At 32.7% G+C, this 24,449-nt stretch carries 23 protein-coding genes; 6 read left to right on the forward strand and 17 right to left on the reverse strand.

The features are described 5' to 3' along the window. Window positions 1–29 precede the first annotated feature (29 nt). The 11 genes from MHB47_RS10780 to MHB47_RS10830 all read right to left on the reverse strand — a co-directional run bounded on the left by MHB47_RS10780 (window position 30) and on the right by MHB47_RS10830 (window position 12,377). Complete coding sequence (locus MHB47_RS10780; RefSeq protein ID WP_340756627.1) at window positions 30–1,097, reverse strand: YkvI family membrane protein; 1,068 nt, start codon at window positions 1,095–1,097, stop codon at window positions 30–32. Between the two features lie 466 nt (window positions 1,098–1,563). Next, complete coding sequence (locus tag MHB47_RS10785) at window positions 1,564–2,064, reverse strand: hypothetical protein (protein ID WP_002508377.1); 501 nt, start codon at window positions 2,062–2,064, stop codon at window positions 1,564–1,566. Between the two features lie 172 nt (window positions 2,065–2,236). Further along, window positions 2,237–2,599 (reverse strand): dihydroxyacetone kinase phosphoryl donor subunit DhaM, encoded by a 363-nt coding sequence (dhaM, locus tag MHB47_RS10790; RefSeq protein WP_021339387.1) that lies wholly within the window; start codon window positions 2,597–2,599, stop codon window positions 2,237–2,239. Between the two features lie 2 nt (window positions 2,600–2,601). Continuing rightward, complete coding sequence (dhaL, locus tag MHB47_RS10795) at window positions 2,602–3,177, reverse strand: dihydroxyacetone kinase subunit DhaL (RefSeq protein WP_002508379.1); 576 nt, start codon at window positions 3,175–3,177, stop codon at window positions 2,602–2,604. 40 nt (window positions 3,178–3,217) lie between these two features. Next, a complete protein-coding gene (dhaK, locus tag MHB47_RS10800; protein ID WP_002508380.1) occupies window positions 3,218–4,183 on the reverse strand; it encodes a dihydroxyacetone kinase subunit DhaK in 966 nt (321 codons plus the stop codon). A 167-nt stretch (window positions 4,184–4,350) separates the two neighbouring features. Next, window positions 4,351–5,367 carry a FecCD family ABC transporter permease gene (locus MHB47_RS10805; RefSeq protein ID WP_002508381.1) on the reverse strand — a complete coding sequence of 339 codons (1,017 nt, stop codon included), beginning with the start codon at window positions 5,365–5,367 and terminating at the stop codon, window positions 4,351–4,353. Further along, on the reverse strand, window positions 5,364–6,365 hold the full coding sequence (locus tag MHB47_RS10810; RefSeq protein WP_002508382.1) for a FecCD family ABC transporter permease: 1,002 nt from the start codon (window positions 6,363–6,365) through the stop codon (window positions 5,364–5,366). Before MHB47_RS10810 ends, MHB47_RS10805 begins: the two co-directional genes overlap by 4 nt. A gap of 9 nt (window positions 6,366–6,374) precedes the next feature. Then, complete coding sequence (locus tag MHB47_RS10815; protein WP_002508383.1) at window positions 6,375–7,178, reverse strand: ABC transporter ATP-binding protein; 804 nt, start codon at window positions 7,176–7,178, stop codon at window positions 6,375–6,377. 457 nt (window positions 7,179–7,635) lie between these two features. Beyond that, on the reverse strand, window positions 7,636–8,472 hold the full coding sequence (locus MHB47_RS10820; protein ID WP_021339384.1) for a YitT family protein: 837 nt from the start codon (window positions 8,470–8,472) through the stop codon (window positions 7,636–7,638). Window positions 8,473–9,039: 567 nt separating this feature from the next. After that, complete coding sequence (locus tag MHB47_RS10825) at window positions 9,040–10,269, reverse strand: NupC/NupG family nucleoside CNT transporter (RefSeq protein ID WP_021339383.1); 1,230 nt, start codon at window positions 10,267–10,269, stop codon at window positions 9,040–9,042. A 389-nt stretch (window positions 10,270–10,658) separates the two neighbouring features. Next, window positions 10,659–12,377 carry an ABC transporter ATP-binding protein gene (locus MHB47_RS10830; RefSeq protein WP_340756631.1) on the reverse strand — a complete coding sequence of 573 codons (1,719 nt, stop codon included), beginning with the start codon at window positions 12,375–12,377 and terminating at the stop codon, window positions 10,659–10,661. 240 nt (window positions 12,378–12,617) lie between these two features. Here MHB47_RS10830 and pbp4 point away from each other — a divergent pair, with 240 nt between their 5' ends. Continuing rightward, on the forward strand, window positions 12,618–13,910 hold the full coding sequence (gene pbp4 / locus MHB47_RS10835) for a penicillin-binding protein PBP4 (protein WP_340756634.1): 1,293 nt from the start codon (window positions 12,618–12,620) through the stop codon (window positions 13,908–13,910). 230 nt (window positions 13,911–14,140) lie between these two features. Here the strand turns inward: pbp4 and tagD are convergent, their stop codons facing one another. From tagD to MHB47_RS10855, 4 genes are all read right to left on the reverse strand, one after another. Next, the gene (tagD, locus tag MHB47_RS10840; RefSeq protein ID WP_021339380.1) at window positions 14,141–14,539 is read right to left on the reverse strand and encodes a glycerol-3-phosphate cytidylyltransferase; all 399 of its coding nucleotides are present in this window, start codon (window positions 14,537–14,539) and stop codon (window positions 14,141–14,143) included. Window positions 14,540–14,631: 92 nt separating this feature from the next. Further along, complete coding sequence (locus MHB47_RS10845) at window positions 14,632–15,690, reverse strand: glycosyltransferase family 2 protein (RefSeq protein ID WP_340756636.1); 1,059 nt, start codon at window positions 15,688–15,690, stop codon at window positions 14,632–14,634. Beyond that, window positions 15,687–16,778, reverse strand: coding sequence for a teichoic acid glycerol-phosphate primase TarB (gene tarB, locus MHB47_RS10850; protein ID WP_340756638.1), 1,092 nt, complete (start codon window positions 16,776–16,778; stop codon window positions 15,687–15,689). Before tarB ends, MHB47_RS10845 begins: the two co-directional genes overlap by 4 nt. 152 nt (window positions 16,779–16,930) lie before the next feature. Then, the gene (locus MHB47_RS10855) at window positions 16,931–17,731 is read right to left on the reverse strand and encodes an ABC transporter permease (protein ID WP_002508391.1); all 801 of its coding nucleotides are present in this window, start codon (window positions 17,729–17,731) and stop codon (window positions 16,931–16,933) included. Window positions 17,732–18,125: 394 nt separating this feature from the next. On the opposite strand from MHB47_RS10855, the gene tagH reads away from it, so the two are divergent. After that, window positions 18,126–18,920 (forward strand): teichoic acids export ABC transporter ATP-binding subunit TagH, encoded by a 795-nt coding sequence (tagH, locus tag MHB47_RS10860; RefSeq protein WP_002508392.1) that lies wholly within the window; start codon window positions 18,126–18,128, stop codon window positions 18,918–18,920. A gap of 78 nt (window positions 18,921–18,998) precedes the next feature. Here tagH and tarA read toward each other — a convergent pair whose 3' ends face one another. Continuing rightward, a complete protein-coding gene (tarA, locus tag MHB47_RS10865; protein WP_002508393.1) occupies window positions 18,999–19,745 on the reverse strand; it encodes an N-acetylglucosaminyldiphosphoundecaprenol N-acetyl-beta-D-mannosaminyltransferase TarA in 747 nt (248 codons plus the stop codon). 242 nt (window positions 19,746–19,987) lie between these two features. Here tarA and MHB47_RS10870 point away from each other — a divergent pair, with 242 nt between their 5' ends. Continuing rightward, the gene (locus MHB47_RS10870) at window positions 19,988–20,737 is read left to right on the forward strand and encodes a M50 family metallopeptidase (protein WP_340756640.1); all 750 of its coding nucleotides are present in this window, start codon (window positions 19,988–19,990) and stop codon (window positions 20,735–20,737) included. A 105-nt stretch (window positions 20,738–20,842) separates the two neighbouring features. Here the strand turns inward: MHB47_RS10870 and MHB47_RS10875 are convergent, their stop codons facing one another. Next, on the reverse strand, window positions 20,843–21,487 hold the full coding sequence (locus MHB47_RS10875) for a metal-dependent transcriptional regulator (RefSeq protein WP_340756642.1): 645 nt from the start codon (window positions 21,485–21,487) through the stop codon (window positions 20,843–20,845). Between the two features lie 120 nt (window positions 21,488–21,607). Here MHB47_RS10875 and MHB47_RS10880 point away from each other — a divergent pair, with 120 nt between their 5' ends. The 3 genes from MHB47_RS10880 to mntC are packed head-to-tail and all read left to right on the forward strand — an operon-like array spanning window position 21,608 to window position 24,119. Continuing rightward, window positions 21,608–22,330, forward strand: coding sequence for a metal ABC transporter ATP-binding protein (locus MHB47_RS10880; protein ID WP_340756643.1), 723 nt, complete (start codon window positions 21,608–21,610; stop codon window positions 22,328–22,330). A 23-nt stretch (window positions 22,331–22,353) separates the two neighbouring features. Next, window positions 22,354–23,190 carry a metal ABC transporter permease gene (locus MHB47_RS10885; RefSeq protein WP_340757316.1) on the forward strand — a complete coding sequence of 279 codons (837 nt, stop codon included), beginning with the start codon at window positions 22,354–22,356 and terminating at the stop codon, window positions 23,188–23,190. Beyond that, a complete protein-coding gene (mntC, locus tag MHB47_RS10890) occupies window positions 23,187–24,119 on the forward strand; it encodes a manganese ABC transporter substrate-binding lipoprotein MntC (RefSeq protein ID WP_340756644.1) in 933 nt (310 codons plus the stop codon). The genes MHB47_RS10885 and mntC overlap by 4 nt, the downstream gene beginning before the upstream one ends. Window positions 24,120–24,449: the final 330 nt, after the last annotated feature.

Consider the following 24,449-nt stretch of genomic DNA (forward strand, 5'->3'; position numbering starts at 1 on the left):
AATTTTATTTATACTTTATTTCATCACGATTACGCTATGTGATCTTTATTTTGATTTTTTCTTGAATAGTATTTAATAAGTACTGCAATAACTACAACTAAGCCAATTACACCCATGATTGGATATAAGAAGTTAATTAAATCTGCGAAACCTACGAAACTTAATGCATAAGCTACGAGCACCATTGCAACTATAAACACATGATAATTTTTACTATATGGTTCTGTAAATCTTGCAGCAAACGAATACGTTAAACCAAGAATTGTATTGTACATAACTGCTAACATAATAATCGATAATACAAAACCAATCCATGGATTAATTTCATTTGCTAACGTTAGTGTTGGAATAGAAGCATCTTTAATTGTCGTAAACTCTGATTGTAATGCAAAGTTGATAAGCGCTAGTAATATTGTGTATACAACACCACCAAATAACGCACCTGCACCAGATATTTTTCGTTTCGAAGCATCGCCACCGATTGCAACAATTGTACTAAAACCAACTGCGAATGCTAATCCACCATAAATAATACCGTAAAGAATACCTTTCCAAATACTCGCCTCTGGAACTGTTTGGTTTACTTCTGCAAAGGAAATATTTCCATTAAATAAGTAAAATATTGCAATGATAACAACTAAAATAATTAAGAATGGCGTTACCATACCTAATGCACGTACAATTTTGTTAAAGTTCATTAATAATGTAATATAAATAGCAATCACCATAATTAATGCACCTAACCACGTTGGTATGCCAAAACTTTCTTCAAACGTTGATCCTGCACCTGCAATCATTGTGACTGAGATACCAAATAAGAAGAAGATAAGTAAATAATCAATAATCTTACTAAATACACCACCGAATAAATAATCTAAAGTGGATTCATGATTTTGTGCATCGAATGCAGTACCAATCTTAGCAACTTGTCGACCTGCAAACCCTAATATCAATCCTGATATAATAACTCCTAGATACGACCAAAGCCCATAAGGAGTAAAGAATTGCATTACTTCTTGTCCCGTTGAAAAGCCAGCACCTACTACGATACCAACATAAGCGAAACCAATTTTTATAGCTTCTTTATTCAAGCCCATGTGATTTATAACCTCCTCTTAAGTTAACACATTGAATTATTATAACGCACTGTCATTATTTTGCAACACGACAAAATTTAAATTAACACTATTAATTATTTTTTACACTAATCATCTAGTGAATTTACATACATTTAAAAATTCACTTTAATTTTTAAATATAAATTAAAATTCTGTATTAGCGGGTTTAAAACAGATTAAAGCTTTTATTTTTGAATTTTTATACATTTACCATACACTTATTATCACTATTTTAAAACTCTAAATTTTTTTAATTTTTTATTGCTTTCAAGTTAACTACATGTCATAGCATTTAAATCGTCGCTGTATTTCTATAATCTCAGTGAAAATTTATTATGTATATTATAATTAATAAATTTTTATAGAAAAACAAAATTAAAAACCGAAAAACTCAATTAAAAACTGAGCTTTTCGGTTAAATATGTTTTATTGCTAAGCATGTTAATTAATGTGCATTTTTATAGCGATTTAATTCATTGAAGTCTACAACGACATTATCCATACGTTTAGCCGTTTCTTTTAGCACATTACGCGCAACACTATTAGACGGATCTAATTTAAGTATTTGTCGAGACACATCAAATGCTTTTTTATCAGAAATGACTGGTTCGGGAACTGCATGTAACAATAACATTTGTAATAAACTTTTCACTTCTTTACTGTCCGTAAGTTTTATGGATGATTCTGCATGATAATAAGCTGAATCCAATGCACCTTGTAATTCACTTAATGGATAAACTAATAATAGAAAAGCCAAATCATGCATTTCTGCAGTTTCTTCTACTTTCATCATATCTAAAATACATGTATAAAACATGACGCTTTCTACTTCATGTGCACTTGAAATGTAAGCCTCTTCAAATTCCATAAAATCTGTCTGGGACATTAAACGTTTTACTGACTCGAATTCGCCGTTTAAGACATGCTTTTGTATTAAATCTTTCATGGCAATGTCCTCCTAGGTATCCAGATTTCTATAACAGTTAGGTTCTATTCTACCACAGACCATTTATATATTCATATAAAAATGAATCTTTTTGCCATATTAATTGAAGACCTTATAATATTATAATTACCTAACCTATATCAATAATCTATCGGTATGAACAAGTGAATTTTTATCCGAAATTGCGTTTCAATTCTTCGACAATTTCTTCGATAGAACCGCCTACTGATAATTTAACAGCAGCTGTAAAACTACCTTCAACAATTGGTGCATCCACTTTTACTACTTGATACTTACCTTCATACATTTCAATAGCTAAATCTAAGTTCATTTCTGCGGAGCCAATATCATAGAAACAAAGTGCATCATCGTCTAAATCATTAATCATTTCTTGAATATGATCGTAAGATGTTCCAATTTTACCTTCAACGCCACCTTGTATTAATATTGAAACATCTCCTGCCATTTGTTCCAATAATGCTTTTGTACCGTTTGCAATATCTTCGCTATGACTCACAATTACAATTTTCGTCATAATTATTCATCTCCAATCAATGCGTTTAATATATAAACACTACTCTGTGCACCTGGGTCAATGTGACCTTTCGATTCTTCTTTAAAATACGATGCTCTTCCTTTTGTAGCAACGATATCTTTTGTTTCGTCTGCGTATGTTTGTAGTACATCTGCATTTAAAGTTTCGCCTTGTTGTACCGCTTCATTTGCACGTTCTATAACGTCATACATCGTTTTTTCATTTAATTCAACTTTACCTCTTTGCTTAATCGCTTCAGAAAAAGAATTCAATACTTCTTTTAAGTTTGTAGCGTCTAACTCATCGCCAACAACTTGAGACATTTTCACAAAACTAAAACCATACAATGGACCTGAAGCGCCACCAATATTAGACATCAAAGTCATACCTGTAGACTTCAATAAATTTTGCATGGAACTATCATCTATTTTCTCTGGTAATGCTTTAAATCCTCTAACCATGTTCACACCATGGTCACCATCGCCTATTGCTCGATCTAATTCTGTTAATAATGTTTCTTTTTCTTCAAACACTTCTACTAAATTAAGTAATCTTTCCTTTAATTCACTTACATTCATTTGCGTTCAACTCCTTATCGTATCTATGACTAATCAACTATTAATTAAAGTAAGGACTTGCTGTAGACTGAGTTAATGCTGTTAACACTTCTTCAGTATATGGGACTAATGTTAAGGATAAGCCCTGCATATCTAATGCAGTCATATAATCTCCCACAAACCAATGTACAACATCAATGTGCTTCTCTTGGAAATTTTCTGCTACATATTTTGCTGCTATATTAAGTTCCGATAATGGTGTAGCACCCATACCATTCACCATAACGATAAGTTTTTCTGAGCTTACTTCTTCCATTAAAGCTTTAATTAATCGCTCGACAATTTGATCTACAGTTTCTACTTTTTCTCTAGATAATCCTTTTTCTCCATGGATACCTACACCGATTTCCATTTCATCACTTTCAATATCAAATCCATATTGCCCAGTTGTCGGTACCATTGGCGCAGTTAAAGCCATTCCCAACGTCTTAACACTTGGTAAAAATTGGTCTACTTTTTCTTTAATGTTAGTTAATGACTCACCCTGGTCTGCTAAATAACCTGCATATTTATGTGCTAATACTGTACCAGCAACGCCTCTTCTTTTATCATCATCGCTTACTGCAATATCGTCCTTAACAATGACTGTTGCCACTTGTATGTCTTCCATTTCTGCCATTTCTTGTGCCATTTCAAAATTCATAACATCACCAGCATAGTTCTTCACTATAAGTAAAACACCGTCTCCATTATCAACTGCTTTAATTGCACTTAGAATTTTATCAGGTGTAGGTGATGTGAATACTTCACCACAAACAGCGGCGTCGAGCATACCTTCTGCTACATAGCCAGCATGTGCAGGTTCGTGACCACTTCCACCACCAGAAACTAGAGCAACGCCTTGCTTTTTCTTATCTTTTCTTACAACAACAGTATCTGCAATGACTTCAATTTCATTATTCGTTAACGAAAGTCCGTCCAACATATCTGTTAAAAATTGTGTTTTATCTTTAATTAGTTTTTTCATAGAGATGACCTCCTAATTTGAATGTTCATTTATAGTATACCCTACACATGAATGCAAACGCTAACATATGAAAATTGATAATGATTTCTTTTGAAATTATTATCAAAAATATTTAAATAAAAAAGCTTGAGACATATAATTATGCCCAAGCTCCTTTTTCATTTAATTTATACTGATTTGGTTTTATACATTAAATATAAGAAATAAGGTGCACCAATGATTGCGACCACAATCCCAGCTGGGATACCTGAAGGTTGTAATATCACTTGTCCTAACGTATCTGCTAACACAAGTAAAAATGCACCTATTAATATTGAAATAGGTAGAAAGAGTTGGTGTCTTGGACCAACAATCGATTTAGCAATATGTGGTCCTAATAAGCCAATAAAGCCAATTGAACCAGCTACCGAAACAGCAGTAGAAGATAATATAACTGCAACAAGCAATAATACGATGCGTTCTCTGCCAATTTTTACACCTACACCTTGAGCTATATGTTGATGTGTATTTAATAAATTTAAAACATTAGACTTAAATAATAAAAATGGAATCAATATGAGAACCCATGGTATAAATGCAATGACAAATGCCCATTCATCTCCCCATATATTACCGGCAAGCCAAGATGCAATAAACTCTGACTGAGCTTCATCAAATGTGGACATTAAAGTCATTGAACCACCACTTAACGCAGTAGCCATACCTACCCCAACAAGTACCATACTTGCAGGGGTAATTCCTTCGCCTTTATTATAACTAAATGAGAAGATGATAAATGCTGTTAAGATGCCACCAATCATGCTTACGATTGGTAGTACGTAGACAAAATTTCCAGCATCTACATTTCCTATAACCATAAATAGCGCTATGGCGAAACCACTACCTGCATTAATTCCTAATATACCTGGCTCAGCTAATGGGTTCTTGGTAACACTTTGGATAATCGCACCACTCATAGCTAATGCTGCACCAGCTAAAATCGTAATAATCATCCGTGGCATTCTAAATTCCATTAATATCAATGTATCGGTATATGCGCCTTGACCAACTAAAGTCTTGAAAAATGTACCTATCGACATTTTATACTCACCTGAAGTCATACTCCACGCACAAGCTAGCAGTACAAGTATAATCAGAATCACCATTGTTAACCATTGTTTATGTCTCAGTTTTGGATCTATCATGAGAAGCGACCTCCTCTTTTAACTAAATACAAGAAGTAAGGTACACCTATAAAGGAAATAATAGCTCCAACTGGTGCTTCACCTAACATACGTGCAACCGTATCAGCCACAAGCATCAACAAGCCACCAACCAATGCTGTGAGTGGAATAACACGGGCGTAGTCTGTACCGACTATATATCTCACAATATGTGGCACCATCAAGCCAACAAATGCAATTTGGCCTACCATAGCAACAGCTACACCAGCCATCACCATAGATAAAATTAAAGTGATAGCACGTGTAAACGCCACATTCTGTCCTAAGCCTCTAGCCAATGTTTCACCTAAATTTAAAATCGTTAACTGTTTACTCATACTAACCATAATGATAAGCGCCACCAAAATAAAAGGTGCTGCCCACATCAACTGATTCCATGTTGTTCCAGATACGCCGCCAGCGCTCCAAAACGTCAAACTTTGGTTCAATCTAAATAATAGCGCTACGCCTTGACTTAAGGCTGTTAGTAACGCACTAACTGCTGCTCCGGCTAATATAATTCTCATCGGGTTAAAGCCATCGCTTCTTGATCTTCCTATCATTAAAACGAAAAAGCCACCTATGAGTGCACCAATAAAGCCTGCTAACATCAATATGATGAATGGTGCTGATGGATAAAATGCGAAGGTAAGCGCCAACATAAATGAGGCACCAGCATTTAGACCAATTAAACTTGGATCTGCTAAACCATTTTTAGTAACACCTTGAATTACAGCGCCTGAAGTTGCTAAGGCAACCCCTACTAAGATTGCTCCGAGATCTCTTGGAATACGTATTTCACTTATAATATTATGCTGTTGGTTTTTAGGATTATAATTGAAGATTGCCTCGAATATAGTAGATATATGGATTTTTGCATCTCCATATAGAATCGACACAATTAAAGCAACTACTAGTAATATAAACACTATTATAAATGTAGTTGTAAAATTCAACTTACCCTTTTTCTTTGTGGTCATAATTAGCCTCTAAACTTCCGAATAACTTTTTCTACATAAATCGTACGTCACTAGCATAGGTTTCCCTGTTCTTGGGTCTGTGCTAATTTCAACATCTATATTGAATACTTTTTCTAAAATTTCTTTAGTTAATACGTCTTCAGTCTCACCATTAGCAATAATATCTCCATTTTTCATAGTGATTAAATGATCTGAAAATCTCACCGCTTGGTTAATATCATGTAACACCATAACAATAGTACAACCTTGTTCTTTATTTAATTGTGTAATTAACTCTAAAATTTCTAATTGATGTGAAATATCTAAAAAAGTCGTGGGTTCGTCTAAAAAGATTATATCTGTACGTTGTGCCAATGCCATAGCTATCCATACTCTTTGACGCTGGCCTCCACTTAAATCATTAATAGGACGTAGTCTGAATTCATATGTGCCTGTAACTGATAACGCCCAATCGATTTCTTTTTTATCTTCTGCTGAAAGACGTCCAAATCCTTTTTGATGAGGGAAACGTCCATAGGATACTAATTCTCCCACTGTAAGACCATCCGCAACTTCAGGAGATTGTGGTAAAATCGCAATTTTTTTGGCAATATCTTTGGTTGCTTGTGCGTGTAAGTTCCCACCATCTAACTTAATTTCGCCACTTTTAATAGGTAATAATCTCGATAATGCTTTCAATAATGTCGATTTCCCACAACCATTCGGCCCTATAATTGATGTGATTTTACCGTCAGGTATATGGACATCTAAGTTTTCAACAATTACATTTTCCCCATAACCGATAGTAACTTGTTCTCCTTCTAAGCGACTCATAAATTCCCTTCTTCCTATATAAATAAGCATAATGCACTATATATGTTTTTACATTTAATTTGTCTCAATTCATCGTAAATATCATTAATTCAATTTAATAAATGATAATCATTATCACAGATGGTATTATATCATTTTTTATATATTATGACTATTAAATCTCATCCTTTTTAACGCTCTTTTTGATTAATTTAATATACATTAAAAAGAAACAATATCCCTTTTATAATCTTATATAATGTTAAATTACGGTAAAAATAACTAGTTGTTTCACCATTAATATAATAACTTCAATATCCACTAGACAGCTATCTAGATAATCTAACAAAACCCATAAATTACAGGTTTAAGCTGTGACCGCAAAAGGCGTACTTAAAAAACTGCCATGAGGTCAGGAGACTTCATGGCAGTAAAAAAATCTTTATTTATATTTCAAGCACTTATATTTTAAAATAAGTTAATGTTCATCAATCAAGAAACCATTACCATAAACATCACGCACATCATGAATAACTAAAAAGGCTTCCTCATCTATATTTCTTATCAAACGCTTCGCCTTGGTAACTTGTGTTTTAGTAATTACAACATAAAGTATATCTTTATCTTGTTTAGTGAAATAACCTCTACCATTTAAAATAGTCAGTCCACGCCCAACTTGTTCATCAATGACTTTTGCTATTTCGTCAGGATTGCTTGAAATAATTGTCATTGCTTTCTTCGTATTTAGACCTTCTATTACATATTCCATTACTTTAGTACCAATATACAATGAAATAACTGTTACTAGCGCGCTAGAAATTGGAATTACTGTTAGTGAAATTGCTACTACAATTAAATCAAAGAATAGCAATGCATATGGTGTACTTATATCCAAATATTTATTAGCAATTCTTGCTAAAATCGTTGTTCCAGCTGTTGTACCACCAGCAAGTACAATAACACCTATACCCAAACCAACGCATAGACCACCAAATACCGCATTAACTAGTATATTTCCAGTTTCAATTTGCCAACTTGCTGTTAATTCTAAAAATATCGATATTAATATTGTAGCCACAATCGTTAAATACATACTTCTTTTACTTAAAAATTTATAACCAATTGCAATAAGCACAGCATTAAATACAAAATTGGTAATACCAGGAGAAATATGAAAGGCATAGTATAGTACGATTGCTAAACCAGTCACTCCTCCTTCACCTAAATCAGCAGATATAATAAATGTATTTACCCCTGCCGAGAATGCAAATGATCCAAATAGGACTAATATTAAATCACGTACTGTTTTATTCACCTACACGACCCCCTTGTATTTGCTTCAATCAATTGAATGTTAGCAAAAAATGACCAATACCACAACATCCACCAGCATAAAAACACATGAAAATTATATTCAAAAAGCAATTATAAAGTGAATTATAAAATTAAGTTTTTCAATTTTTAAAAATTCTGAATTTTCGGTTTACTTTAGCGCATTCCTTTGCTATAATAAAATCTATCTTCTTATTGATAGCCAATAAGAAGCCATCTCCTTTGTGTTGTTTATAGTAACAAACAAAACAATTTTTGCTCGAGTATATTAATGGTACCTAGTCCTTACTATTAGTATATAATTAATTCATTTCCCGTAAAAGCCAAGTAATGATGAATGTGTCTCCTCACTTCATTTACTTGGCTTTATTTTTATGTGAAATGTTAAACTATGAAGTATTTTCAAAAACGTAAAAACTACCCACAAAGTTTTATTGACTATAATTTTATAACATTGATAAACCACTCGTTGTAAAAGCGTGCATAAAAAAATGCCAACAAAGTCTCCGACTTTATTGGCATTCTGAAACTATATTTTATCTACAACTTCTTACCAAGCAAACAATCCTACAAACCCTGCAGTCATTAATGACACTAAAATACCTGCAAGTAATAACATTGGCACGTATTGAGATACGAAGTCTGATGTTTTTTTATCAACAATACCTTTTAAAGTACCTATGATCATACCGATTGTTGAGAAGTTCGCGAATGATATCAAGAATGTCGTAATGACAGCTCGTCTATGAGGAGAATAAGAATCTATTACATCTTTAATTTGCCCCATTACTACAAACTCATTCGTTACAATTTTCTTCGCCATTTGTTGTGCTACAATCCATGCTTCATCCCACGGTAAACCAAGCAGTAATGCGAATGGATACATGAATGCACCTAATATTTGATCTAAGCCAAAGCTTCCTTTAAGACCTGCCCAACCACCTATAATACCTGTTAGCAAGTTGATAAAGCGATCAATCAAATCAGAAAGTGCTACAAAACTGATAACGAATGCAACAATAATTAAAATTAATTTACCAGCATTTAAAACTGAATCTCCTAAGAATGAGAAGAATGGTTGACGCTCTATTTCATCATTGCGAATACTGTAAATAATATCTTCTTTTTCCTCTACAGATACAGGATTTAAAATTGAAGACACAATAATCGCATTAATGATATTTAATGGAATTGCCGTCAATACTAAATCTCCCGGCACCATAGACACATATGCACCTACAATCGCACCAGATACTGAACTCATCGACATCATTGCGACTGTTAGTACACGCGTTTCTTTCATTCGTTTCAATTGTTCATTTGATACTGCAAGTGCTTCAGTATTACCTAAAAACATCATTTCTATCCCAAAGAATGATTCGAATTTAGGTTGGCGCGTAATTTTAGCTAATACCCAACCAATTGCACCAATTAATTTTGGTAATATATTGAAATACATCAAAATATCAAATAATGGAACAACTAATAATATAGGAAATAACGCACTTACTGCCATATCCATCGCGCCAGGTTCTACCCAACTCGCAAAAGCGAAGCCAGTCCCTGCATGGGCAGAATCAATTACCCAAGAAATTCCATTTGCTAAACCTTGTACAGCTGTTTTGCCCCAAGTAAAAGACATAAAGAACCAAGCTAAGAATAAATTTAAAACGACTAATATCCCAATCGATTTCCATTGGATATTTTTTTTGTTTCTAGAAAATAGTACAGCAAGCCCTAAGAAAACAAATAATCCAATTATGTTAATCACTAAAAACATAATACACCCACCATTCCTTTTTAAATCGATGATAACAATGAACTTCTAAAAGTAACTTGTTGCTATGTATCGGGATAACTAAAGCAAACACATTAAATGATTGTCAAAGCAGATAATGGCACATTTATAACAATCCTTAATGTGTTTACTTTTATATTACTTATCCCTGTTTAGTTAATTCAGTTATTTATATATTTAGTTATATACTTTTCAAGTCATCGTTTCTTAATAATGCACAATAATTATAGCATGTATGGACTTTATATAAAATAACAATTTTATAGTTCGATTATCACAGTGAGAAACATAATTTCAAACGGGAAATGTCCGCGTTTTCTTATGAAAGCGAATACATCAATGTGGTTTTCAAATGTGTTTTTCGCTTTTTACTATTTTGATAAATTTTGCGTGCGTACAAATTGTTGATATTTTTCGTGATTTTCCATTAATTCTTGATGGCTTCCTTTACCTGTAACTTCACCACCATCAATAAAGATAATTTGTTCTGCTTTTTTAATAGTAGAAAGTCTATGTGCAATAACAACTGTCGTACGATTTTCCATTAGTCCTTCTAATGCATCCTGAATTTTACGTTCACTTTCACTATCTAAATTGGCAGTAGCTTCATCTAGTAATAAAATATCTGGATTTTTAACAAAGCTTCGTGCAATATCTATACGTTGACGCTGTCCACCAGATAATTTCAAACCACGTTCACCCACTATCGTATCGTAGCCATCATCAAAGTGTTCGATAAACTCATGACAATTGGCTAACTGTGCATAATGGATTAGCTCATCCTCTGTCACTTCACGGTTGATACCGTACAAAATATTATCTTTAATCGTACCGTTCATTAATGCGTTAGATTGCATAACGTAACCAATTTTCTCACGCCAATCTCCTAGTGAGATATCGTAAATAGATTTACCACCATATGTAATGTGACCCTCTTCAATTTCATACATACGTTCTATAATATTAAAGATTGTACTTTTACCTGACCCCGATGGCCCAACGAATGCTGTTACTTTGCTTGGTGGTATATCAAAAGAGACATTTGAAAGTATCGGTTTAACGCCATATTTAAAATCAACATTTGCAAATGTTAGGCTACCATCAATGATTTCGCTTCCTTGATTTGACTCCAGTGGTTCGGTAGGTTCTTCCATAATTTCATAAATACGGCTACTAGCACCTACTGCTCTTTTATAATCCGTCACTAAAGTAGATAAATTAACGAGTGGCGCAGAAAGTTGAATAACATAGAAAATCATTGCAATTAATGTTCCAGCCGTAATCGCACCAGTAGAAATTCTAATCGCACCAAAACCTAAAATAATAGCTATCGTAAGTAACATGATCATTCCAGTTATAGGTTGTATGATAGCTGTAATTTTTGCTTGTTTTAAACCTAAAAAATAAATTTCTTTCAAATTTTTATGCGCATTATCCAATTCAAGCTTTTCAGTACTTGATATTTTAACTAAGCGCATTTCTGTTAATACGCGGCCAAGCAAACCACTAAAGTTAGCAATTTCTGATTGCGTTTTTTTAGATATATTTTGCATAATCTTACCTAAAGGTATCATGATAAGAATAAATAATGGGATTGTGATAAAAGTTAATAATGTCATTTTCCAATCCATTATAAAAAGCATAATTAACGAACCTATAATTGTTAATAAGGAAGGTAATAAATTGGGCAATTTACGCGAGATAAATTCATTTATTACTTTTGTATCATCTGTTAAACGACTCATTAATTGACCGCTTTCGTTTTGATCAAAGAATGGCATTTTCAAATGAATAATGTGTCGCCATAGGACTGAGCGAATGGCATAAATAATCTTTTCACCAATCTTACTTAATAAATATAAGCCTAAACCACTCAGTAACGCATTTATGATAAATATAGCTATAAATGCGGCAATGAACATCCAGTTAATATCTTCAAAAGAAAATTCATCAACAAGTTTACCAGTGAAAAAAGGTACGGCTAGTCCTGTGATACTACCTAATGAAGAAATTGTTACAGCAATCACAATCAGCCCCACTGGCCAAGATAATTTTTTAAATAAGTAGAACAATGGATTCTCTTGCTTCATGTTTATTACCTCTTCTAAAATTATTTTGAAATTCAGTTACTATTTAATGAAAATGAGCAGTTCAGCATAATAGTAATACAGATGTTACGTATACAACTCCACACAACAAGGTTTCATACAATCATTTATCTATAGCACAACAAGGCTAAAAACCATTGTTATAACATTTTATTATTGACCTAAATGTGCTAAGATATTTCTATTGCACTAAAACTGAATATATTAAGAGGGAATGTAATTATGAGAAAGTTAATTCTGACAATCATAACTGTACTCTTTGTTGGTACAATTATAACACCTTTTGCCGATGCAGAAACAGTAACACCTACTCAAGCGGCAAACCAATATGGTCAAAGTGTTTCCGAAGACTACCAACCAGAAGGTGCAGTTAATGTTGCACAAACAGGTCAAATTCTTTATCAGTATCAGATGAATAAAGATTGGTACCCTGCTTCAATGACCAAGCTGATGACAATGTACCTCACACTTGATGCAGTCAATAAAGGAAAGTTATCTTTAGATGATACTGTAAAAATTACAGAAGATCATTATCGAATGTCCACTTTACCAAAAATTAGCAACACGAAACTATATCCAGGTGAGACATACACTATCAAAGAATTACTTCAAATAACAGTCTCAAACTCTAGTAATGCTGCTGCACTTATTTTAGCAAAAGAAGTTTCTGGTAATGTTTCAGATTTTACAGACGCGATGAATGAAAAAGCAAAATCTCTAGGCATGAAAAACACTCATTTCGTTAACCCAACAGGCGCAGAAAACACTCTGTTAAAGGATTTTACGCCAGAGAAATATAAAGATCAACAGAGTTCTACATCAACAGCGAAAGATTTTGCTATTTTATCACAACGTGCAGTTCAAGACACACCAAAAATCCTACACTTTACAAAACAACTTGCACCTACACAACACGGCGTTACTTATTATACCTTTAACCATTCACTTGAAGGTGCTGATATGAGTTTAGAAGGTACTGACGGTTTGAAAACTGGTTCAAGCGACATCGCAGATTACAACCACACCATTACAACCGAACGTGATGGTTTTAGAATTAATCAGGCTATCATGGGGGCCGGCGATTATAAGTCGCTCGGTGGAGAGAAAGAACGTAATAAGATTGGGAACGCCTTAATGAATATGTCCTTTGATCAATATAAACGTGAAAAGATATTATCTAAAGGTGAACAAGACATTAATGGCGATACGTATTATGTAGAAAAAGACCTTTATGATGTGTTACCAAAAGAGTTTGATAAAAATGATTACAAACTCGTGGTAGAAGATGGCAAAATACATGTTGATTATGATCGAGAATTTATTTCTGATAAATATGGTCCACCAACAGTAAGTGTGAAAAAACCACTCGTTCATAAAACAACTACAGTTGTCCAATCATCATGGGATGACCATCCAATACTAACATTGCTGGGCACGGTCTTAATCATTACTGCACTTGCAATTATTGTTTATCTCATTTTAGATAAATTCAGAAAAAAATCAAAACGTAAATAATTAGTCTTGCTCGTTGAATAGCACTGCTCCTATTCAATACATTTAACTTAAAACCACTTTCATTAAATTCGATTTAAATTGAATTTATATGGAAGTGGTTTTTTCAATATAAAAACCCAAGTCATCTCAATTTTGTGTAAACACAAAAACGAGATGACTTGGGTTAGTTAACTTTAATATTCAGTTTTAAAAAGTGATGCTTTCGACAAAAAATCTATATCAAACTCACTTTATTTTTCTGCGTCACCATAAAGCTCTTTTTTAATTTTAGTTGTTGAGATACCTTCTGTACGATTTAAGTAAATGACTTCACATTTCTCTTTCAAGAAATCAAATTCACCTTCCCAATCGTGGCCCATAACGAATGTATCTATTTCATAACGGTCAACATCGATTTCTTTTTGACCCCAACCGCCTTCAGGAATGACTAAATCAACGTAACGAATTGATTCTAACATCATTTTACGTTGTTCGTAATTGTAATATGATTTTTTATTTTTCACGCGATTGAACTCATCCGTTGATAATGCTACAACTAAGTAATCGCCCATTTCTCTCGCTCTTCTCAATAATTCTATATGTCCGTAATGTAATAAATCATACGTACCATAAGTAATCACACGTTTCATAAGTATATCTCCCTTTACAGAATATTAATTTAAATTTTACATTTTTAAAAATTATAGCATATTGCTCAAAAGTTTACGAATTCTGTCATTTTTTAGCGTTTTAAATAATATTTTAATTTCATCTTTCCTCTTGATTTCACACGCTTTGGCAGTACTTCTACTTTAAAACGATAATAATTAGGTCTACCGATTCCAACACTTAATAGTGTTTCTCTCCATTGTTGATAAAGTGCTTTATTCCATTTTTTACTCCCTTGCTCAACTACTTTAATTATTCTAAACATAGCCTTACCAGAGTAATCTGTTTTTTGCATTGCTTTGATATATGTTGTTACACTATCTAATAATTTTTTAGTAATCACATTATTCTTTTCGATATATGCTTGTAGTAAATAACTTACTATTAATTCATCCATTCGATAGCTATAATACGTTCTTTCATCTTTAGATGACAACATGTCCATTACACGTGTTCTCACTTTTAAAGCATCTAACATGTAAGATTCAAACTGTTCTGCACGTTGATTTGTAACAGATCCTTCTATTTCATTGTATCCATATACAATATTAGGTAATAATTGAATTTTTTCCGCCTTTTTATATGCTGCTATAATAAAACAATGTTCTTCACAAAAAACAACGTCTTCATCAAATCTTAAATCTGCAAACTGTGCACTAAACATCTTCCCACCTGGACCAATTGACTGCATGATATCAGGGCATTGCGCTAACTCTATCTTCTCTAGCTTTTGAATTTCTTGATGCGTATATATTGGTTGCCACTCACCATGTTTACCTTTAGCTATTTGACCTAAAACGATATCCACATCTTCCGCTTTTTGATAAAAATCTGCCATAAAATCAATTCTACTCGTTAAAAATTCATCATCAGCATCTAAAAACATAAATACGTCACCAGTCATATGCGCAAGTCCTTTATTTCTACTTGCAGCTGCACCTTTGTTCTCCTGGTTAATTAGCGTAATATTTGGGTACTCTTTTTGTAATTGCTCTAGAACTGTTCTACTCTCATCGGTAGAGCCATCATTGATACAGATAATTTCATGATTTTGTTTCGTATCTACCGATGCAATCGCTCTACGAATTGTACTTGCTGCATTATATACAGGAATTATTATTGATATTTTCATAGTTTCACCATTTCCTCTATATAGTGAATGACTTGCGTTAAACTATCTTTAGCATTGTACTCATGCCAAGTTTCAAATAGTGGAGACCATACTATACTATTTTCTTGTAGTTTACACACTAACTCATCTTCACTATAAGCTTTATATTGGGCGGGTATGTCATAATAAAATGAATTCAAACCGCGCTCCTTTTCATATTGCTTCTCATCGTACACATAAAATAATGTAGGTTTATCTAAAATACTTGCCTCAATTGCCAATGAACTATAATCACTTATAATCACATCTGCCATAATCATCAGAGATTGCAAGTTAATCGTTGTTTGATTATCGTTTGCTATAGAGGGATGTAATTTACTCAATAAAGTATAGTTCGGCAGTGCAGTTTCAAAATTCACTTTATCAATATTACGGTTAGATTGCTTATGTTCTCTATATGTCGGCACATATACTGCTACTTTTCCTTCTATACCATATTGTTTCTTAAGCTCTTGCTGTCTTTTTTCAACATTTAATAATGTATAAGGTACTAATCTTGGCAGGCCTGTTTTTAAAAACTGTTCGTCGGCGGCTTCAAATGCATCTTTAAAACAAGTGACCATTGGTTCTCCACCAACTAAATATTTATCTGTTGCTCGGTAAACCTTTTGATACTGATTGACCATTGGTTTATTCGATAAGTCCACTTGGTGATCTTGGAGCCCAAAGTTTTTAAGTGCACCAGCAGCGTGCCACGTTTGAATCACTGTCTGATTCGTCTTTTTCTTGAAACCACCAAACATTAAATAATACGTATCAATTATTATCACCTTGGCAGTGCTTAATGCTTTAATATGTTGAAATACTTTTTTATTACCTGCAGGTAGAAATGTCACATTTTCAAATTGTTGTATATATTTTCTATTTTCTTCGTTACCTATTACTGTAATTTTATATAATTTTCTATTTAACGCTTCTACAATGGGCAATACATCTTCTGCAAATGTCATCATGACCACGATATGATTATTCTTCAGCTTTTTTTTACTATAAATTAAATTTAATAAGCTAATGATAAACATATAAAGCTTTTTGATTATCTGTCTCACAAATTCCACCGCCAATTTAAATTTCGACTCTTATTGTTTACATTATATCTGTCTTGCACTAAAAATTATAGAAAAATCCTTTAACAACTATTTCAGTCATTAAAGGATTCATGTCAGCTCAAATAATATGAGTTAGTATTTTAAATTTCGACTTACATAAAGTCTGCGAATTGATCTCTGTAACGCATATGCATAATAGAACCTATTACAAATAAGAAGATAATAATAAACATATTGTAAAGCGTTAGTTCCCAATGCGTGATAAAGTACCATTCTTTATGTAGCACTGCAGAACGATATGCTTCTGCAAGATAATATATAGGATTTAATTTCATTACATCTTTCACAATACCTTCTGGTGGCACAATCAAAATAGAAGATGCAAAGAACACCATTCTCATTAATGCTTGAATTGCTTGTTGTGTATCTTTTACAAGTACACCAAGCGTTGAAGTAAATAATGCAATTGCTGTTGTAAGAATTAGTGCGAATGGCACGTATAAAAACAGCTGCAACGTATAAATCGTAGGATAGTAACCTGCTAACATACAAAGTAAAATAACTACAACAAGTAACGCAAGATGTCCATAGAATCTACTCATTACAATATACGATGGGATAATCGATAGTGGGAAATTCATTTTTGCCACTTGATTATATTTAGTCGCTATTGATTTTGTACCTTCTAATATACCTTGGTTAACAAAGAACCACATGCTAATACCTACGAGCAACCAATAAATAAATGGTACACCATCTACTGGGCCGTTATCTCTAATTCCTAAACCAAACACGAACCAATAAACCATAATTTGCATTGCTGGATTAATTAATTCCCAGGCCGTGCCTAAATAGTTGTTTGTATTAGTGATTTTCATTTGGAACTGAGCCAATCTCTGAATAAGATAGAAATTTTTAAAATGCTCTCTAAAAACTACCCACACTGCATTCATTTTAATAAACCACACTTTCAATCGATTTACCTTATCACATTCCATTTGCGATGTTACACTTAAATTTAATATACGCTTTATTGTCTATCTTAACAACTTTCATTTACTATCGTAAATCAGAATAGCTAAAAAGTGCTATAAATGATATATTTTTGTATACTAAGTGATGAAACAACGTTAATGAAAAATGAGATATAAGCTATCGTAACTTTATATTTTTCATTAATTTATCTTTATAGTTGATTTTATAACGTAAGTTCAGTAAAATTTAACAACTGTATAAAACTTCACTTCGTTAAATTGTACTCACTTACTTTACAATAGGTTTATAAATTTAACAACTAATATAATATATAATACAATAAGAGTAACTGTAAATAAGGAAGGTAAAATTATGAATGTATCGGTTGACATTAAAAATGTGACTAAAGAATATCGAATTTATCGTAATAACAAAGAACGCTTAAAGGATGTCCTTCTTCCTTTTCACGAGAACAAGACTTTTTATGCCCTAAATGACTTGTCCTTAAAAGCATACGAAGGTGATGTCATAGGTCTTGTTGGTATCAACGGTTCCGGAAAATCTACACTGAGTAATATGATTGGTGGATCATTGTCACCAACGAGTGGCGGTATCAACCGTGAAGGCGATGTAAGTGTAATCGCTATTAGTGCAGGATTAAATGGCCAACTTTCAGGTGTTGAAAACATCGAATTCAAAATGTTATGCATGGGCTTTACTAGGAAAGAAATCAAAGATTTAACCCCTGAAATCATTGAATTCAGTGAACTTGGAGAATTTATTTATCAACCCGTCAAAAAATATTCTAGCGGGATGCGTGCAAAATTAGGCTTTTCTATAAATATCACTACTAACCCAGATATTCTAGTCATCGATGAAGCTTTATCGGTTGGTGATCAAACGTTTGCCCAAAAATGTTTAGATAAAATATTTGAATATAAAAAACAAGGAAAAACTATCTTCTTCGTAAGCCATAATATGAAACAAGTCCGTGATTTTTGCACTAAGATTGCTTGGATTGAAGCAGGTAAACTTAAAAAATTCGGTGAATTAGACGACGTATTACCTGAATATGAAAAATTCTTAAATGATTTTAAAAAACGTTCTAAAGCAGATCAAAAGAAATTTAGAAGTGATCTAGATAATTCTAGATTTGTAGTTAAATAACAGTAGGCTCACAACTAGTTTTATGAAAAATATAAAAGCGTAAATTGCAGAGAATTCAAACTGCAATTTACGCTTTTATTACTTTTTACGGGTTTCTTTAATTACTTTAAAAACAAATCGAGGTATTGATTTCATTCTTCCTAAGCGTTTCCAGTCTATAATCAGACGGTAAACCCACTCTAAATTCAAGCGTCTAAATAATGCGGGCGCTCTTTTCTTCGTACCACTAAACACTTCTATTGAGCCACCTACGCCCATCAATACTGTTTGAGTAAATTTATTCATGTGTCGTTCAATCCAGTGTTCCTGTCTAGGATATCCCATCCCCACAAAAACATAATCAGGATTAAATGAGGTGATTTGTCTTAAGACCATTTCATCTGTTAAATCGAAAAAGCCATGATGAAAGTCAAAGTGAATGTTTGGATACTTTTGTGCTAAATTTTGTTGTGCTTTGATAACAACTTCATTATTAGAACCTAGTAAAAAGACCTTTTGATAATTCGCATTAGCGATTTTTAAGCATTCTTCCATTAGTTCAATGCCAGGCACACGTTCTTTCAAGGGCGTTCTAAGTAACTTAGACGCTTTTACAACGCCTGTACCGTCTGGAATAACATAATTCGCGCTATTAATTAAATTACGATATTTAATATTATCCGTAGCGTAATCCACTATTTCTGGGTTTGCAGTAACAATAAATAAATTTTCTGGACTATTGGATAAGAAAAAATGTTTAACATTCTCTCGCATGTCCTTTAAAGTAACATTATCAAAATATACCGATAAGACATTTACTTTATTTAATTTGTTGCTCTCCGTCATTGTTGGTGATCTCCTAACTCAAAATACATCAAATGTAATTTAACATTTAGTTATTATTGCAATATTAACACATTACGCGTTTTACAGATATTTTAAAACTGTTCTTACTTTTATTCTTATAATATACATCAAAAGTCTAAATGCTTTCTTGTCTAAATTACTTTATACTATAGATTATGCTATGACAACCTTACTTTTTTTATGAATATGAGGTTGTTGAAATATTAAATCGAGGTAATCATATGACAAAAATACATGAATTTTTCAGTTCAGCTATCCAGCTCAATTTATATTGGCTTATGATTATAGCTCTACTTTATATAATCATTCATAATTATCGTAATAAACCGATAAACCGAATTTTGGATATTTATTTAAATTACATCCCTGTATTAACACATGAATTTGGACACATTTTATTCAATAAATTAAGTGGTGGGAAAGCCAAAGATTTAGTTATTGTTGCATCGCCTACTGAACGTATTGCTACGTCGCAACAAGGATTCGCTGTGACTCAATCAAAAAGTCGTTTCGGTCAATCTATTACTACATTTGGTGGTTATATCATGCCACCACTCATGTTATTTTTAGGTTTCTTAGCTATTGAATTTCAATACCCTAGTTTATTTATAAGTGCATACTTAGTTATATTTATTTATTTTTTAATACTAACCTCAAGAAAGATACTGCCAATCTTCATTGTTATTTTACTTATTGCATTACTCTATTTTTTATTCCAAAGTGATAATCAATTGATGATGTTTTACATTGTGAGCCTTACATCTCACTTTATATTGGGTGTCTTATTAGGCGAAGTCTTGCAATCTTCAGTCACTATTTTTAAACTGACATTTTCACAACAACCTGTATCTTGGGATGGTAGTACTTTAAAAGAGTTAACACATGTCCCCACCTTTATTTACAGCATGATATGGATAGCGATTAATATCTTCACAATTTATCAATTATTTCATGGGTACTTTTTTACTTAAATCACTGAGCTTGAGATGATGTTTCTAACATCTACCTCAAGCTTTTTTTATTTTTTTCAAACAAAAAAAGTGGATGCTAAAAGCTACCCACTCCATAAATATCATTTATATTTCAGCGTAAATATGCGCTGCATTATCATAGCTTAAAATTGTCACATTTTCGTCTTTTTGAACAATAATCACTTTATTTGTATCATCTTTATTAATGATTTTAATTTCTTCATCAATTAATATATCTTTGCTCGATAAATATATGAGTAATTCAGTACGATCACGAACACGTTTAATTGTCACCTTATCGTCAGCCTCAAATGAAAGTAAATTCGTAGTATAAAGTTCTTTGTATTTACTATCACGTGGTATCACGCCACCGTGTGGACAAGTAATTGGATAATCCAATAGTTTATCCAAACGTTCTACAAACAAATTAGATACTTTGTGCTCTAAAACTTCTGCTTCTTGATGTACTTCTTCCCAATTATATTTCAATATTTTTATTAAAAACAATTCAATTAAACGATGACGTTTAATGATATCCAACGTGTATGTTAAACCTTTAGCTGAAAGCTGCACACCTTTATATGGTTTTGTTTCAACATACCCAGTTTTTTCTAAACGGTGAACCATTTCACTGACTGAAGGTGGTTTGATGTTTAAATATTGGGATAGTGTCTTATTTGAAACAAAAAAATGATCACCATTGTGCGTTAAAATCGCCTTTAAATAGTCTTCTTTTTCTTCAGTTAGCATTATCTCACCTCTCAACTCATTCACTTCATTGTATCACGAATCGACTTGACACGCTAAATCTTCATGGTATATTATAAGATAAATTAGGTTAGCCTAAAAATATTATTAAGGAGGTCTAATATGTTAAGAGTTAAAAACCTAAATCTAACTTTAGGGAATAAACATGTCTTAAAAGACATTAATTTAAACATTCCTATAAAAGGCGAGATTATTGGCATAATGGGGCCAAATGGTGCTGGGAAATCATCTTTACTCAAATCTTTTATTGGGGAGTTTAAATCTACTGGGACCGCCCACTTAAACGATGATTACATACATAATTCATTAAAATCTATCACCTATATTCCACAAAAAGCACATATTGATTTAGATTTTCCAATTGATGTCGAACATGTTGTTATATCAGGCGCATACAAAGATATTGGTTGGATTAAATGGGTAACGTCAGAAACTAAAAAAAGGTTAAATCAATTGATGAAAACCTTGGAATTAGAAAGTTTACGTCATCGTCAAATTTCACAATTAAGTGGTGGTCAATTACAGCGTGTACTTGTCGCACGTGCGCTAATGACGGAAAGTACACTTTATTTGTTAGATGAGCCCTTTGTCGGTATTGATTTCCATAGTGAACAAATCATTATGACACAACTACAAAAATTGAAAAGTGAAGGTAAATTACTTTTAATTGTCCATCACGATTTATCAAAAACTGAAGAGTATTTTGATCGTGTCATACTTTTAAACAAAACAATTCGTTATTTCGGTGACAGTAGTACTGCAATGCTACCAGAGAATTTAAATAGTACATTTTTAAATTCAAACTCAAAAATTGAAGCGACTTAAAACAACAGAAAGGAGATAAATTTATTATGGAATTCGTTCAACATTTACTCGATTATAAATTTTTAAGCAATGCCTTAATTATTTCAATCGTAGTTGGAATTGTATGTGGTACAGTTGGCTGTCTCATCGTCCTTAGAGGACTTTCGCTAATGGGTGACGCAATGAGTCATGCTGTGTTACCTGGTGTCGCCCTATCTTTCTTATTCAATATACCTATGTTTATTGGGGCATTAGTCACAGGTATGATTGCCAGCATCTTCATTGGCTTTATTACGAAAAATAGTAAAACCAAACCTGACGCTGCTATCGGTATCAGTTTTACAGCATTTTTAGCGATGGGTATTATTTTAATCAGTTTGATTAACAGTACCACTGACTTATACCATATATTATTTGGTAATTTACTCGCTGTAACTCAATCAACATTTTGGTCAACAATTGTTGTTGGTGTACTGGTTATGATATTAATCATACTATTCTACAGACCGTTAATGGTTTCAACATTTGATCCAGTATTTAGCCGAATGAGCGGTCTAAACACCACTATAACTCACTATTTTGTAATGCTATTACTATCACTTGTAACTGTAGCGAGTATTCAAACTGTCGGCATTATTTTAGTTGTCGCGCTATTAATTACGCCAGCCTCAGCAGCGTTTTTAATTGCCAAAAAATTACATACAATGATGATTATATCAAGTCTTTTTAGTACAATCAGCGCGATTGTTGGCCTCTATTTCAGCTATCTTTATAATTTGCCAAGTGGCGCAACAATTGTATTATGTGCATTCTTGATTTACATCGTTATTTTTATACTAAGTAAATTACAAATTTTTAATAAGAAGGGACAAACTATATGAAAAAAATAATAGCAATTGCACTCATTTTCATCCTTTTTTTAAGTGCATGTAGCAATGGGAGCAATGAAAAAAGCGATACAGCCTCAAATGATAAATTAAAAATTGTTACGACAAATTCAATATTATACGATATGGTCAAAAATACTGCTGGTGATAATGTTGAAATACATAGTATTGTGCCAATTGGCCAAGACCCTCACGAATATGAAGTTAAGCCTAAAGACATCAAAGCATTAACTGATGCAGATATAATTTTCTATAATGGTTTGAACTTAGAAACAGGAAATGGTTGGTTTGAAAAAGCATTAAGTCAAGCCAATAAGTCAACTAAAGATGATTCTGTAGTAAGAGCTTCTGAAAATGTAAAACCATTGTATTTAGAAGGTGGCGAAGGTGATAAATCAAAACAAGACCCTCATGCTTGGTTAAGTTTAGACAATGGTATTAAATATGTTGAAACAATCAAAGATACAATATTAAAACACGATAAAAAACATAATGACGAAATCAAAGCTCAAAGCGAAAAGTATCTTGGAGAACTAGAACAACTTAATAAGGAAAGTCATGATAAATTCAATGATATTCCTAAAGAGCAACGCGCAATGATCACAAGTGAAGGTGCCTTCAAATATTTCTCTAAACAATATGACATCAAACCTGGTTATATTTGGGAAATCAATACTGAAAAGCAAGGTACACCTGAGCAAATGAAACAAGCAGTTCAATTCGTAAAAGATAATAATTTGAAACATTTACTTGTTGAAACAAGCGTTGATAAGAAGAGTATGCAAAGTTTAAGCGAAGAAACGAAAAAAGACATCATTGGCGAAGTATTTACTGATTCAATCGGTGAAAAAGGATCTAAAGGTGATTCTTATTACAATATGATGAAAGAAAATATCGAAACAGTACATGGCAGCATGGAATAAGTCGATAGGCTATTTAACCTATTATAGGTGAATAGCCCCATGTCGTTCGTTACCCTCCTTATAACGTACGGCATGGTGGTATTCAAGCCTTAAATCATCTCCTTAGCTCCATCAATGGTAGATTCCTCCCCCATTGATGGAGCTTTTTTAGCGAAACTTCTTCCTAAAAGGAAGTTAGTTTCGCTTATGCATAAAGACTTACTTTTCAATTCATTGCGATTAGTAAGTCTTACGCATATGCTTTAGCATATGTAATCCACTACAACAGCTCAGGCGTTCCTTAATCTCCCTGTTAAGATAGTGCCTCTTATTAATACGCCATAGCGCAAG

Origin of the sequence: Staphylococcus sp. FSL K6-3157 (genome assembly GCF_038005145.1) — a bacterium.
GTDB classification, from domain to species: domain Bacteria; phylum Bacillota; class Bacilli; order Staphylococcales; family Staphylococcaceae; genus Staphylococcus; species Staphylococcus equorum.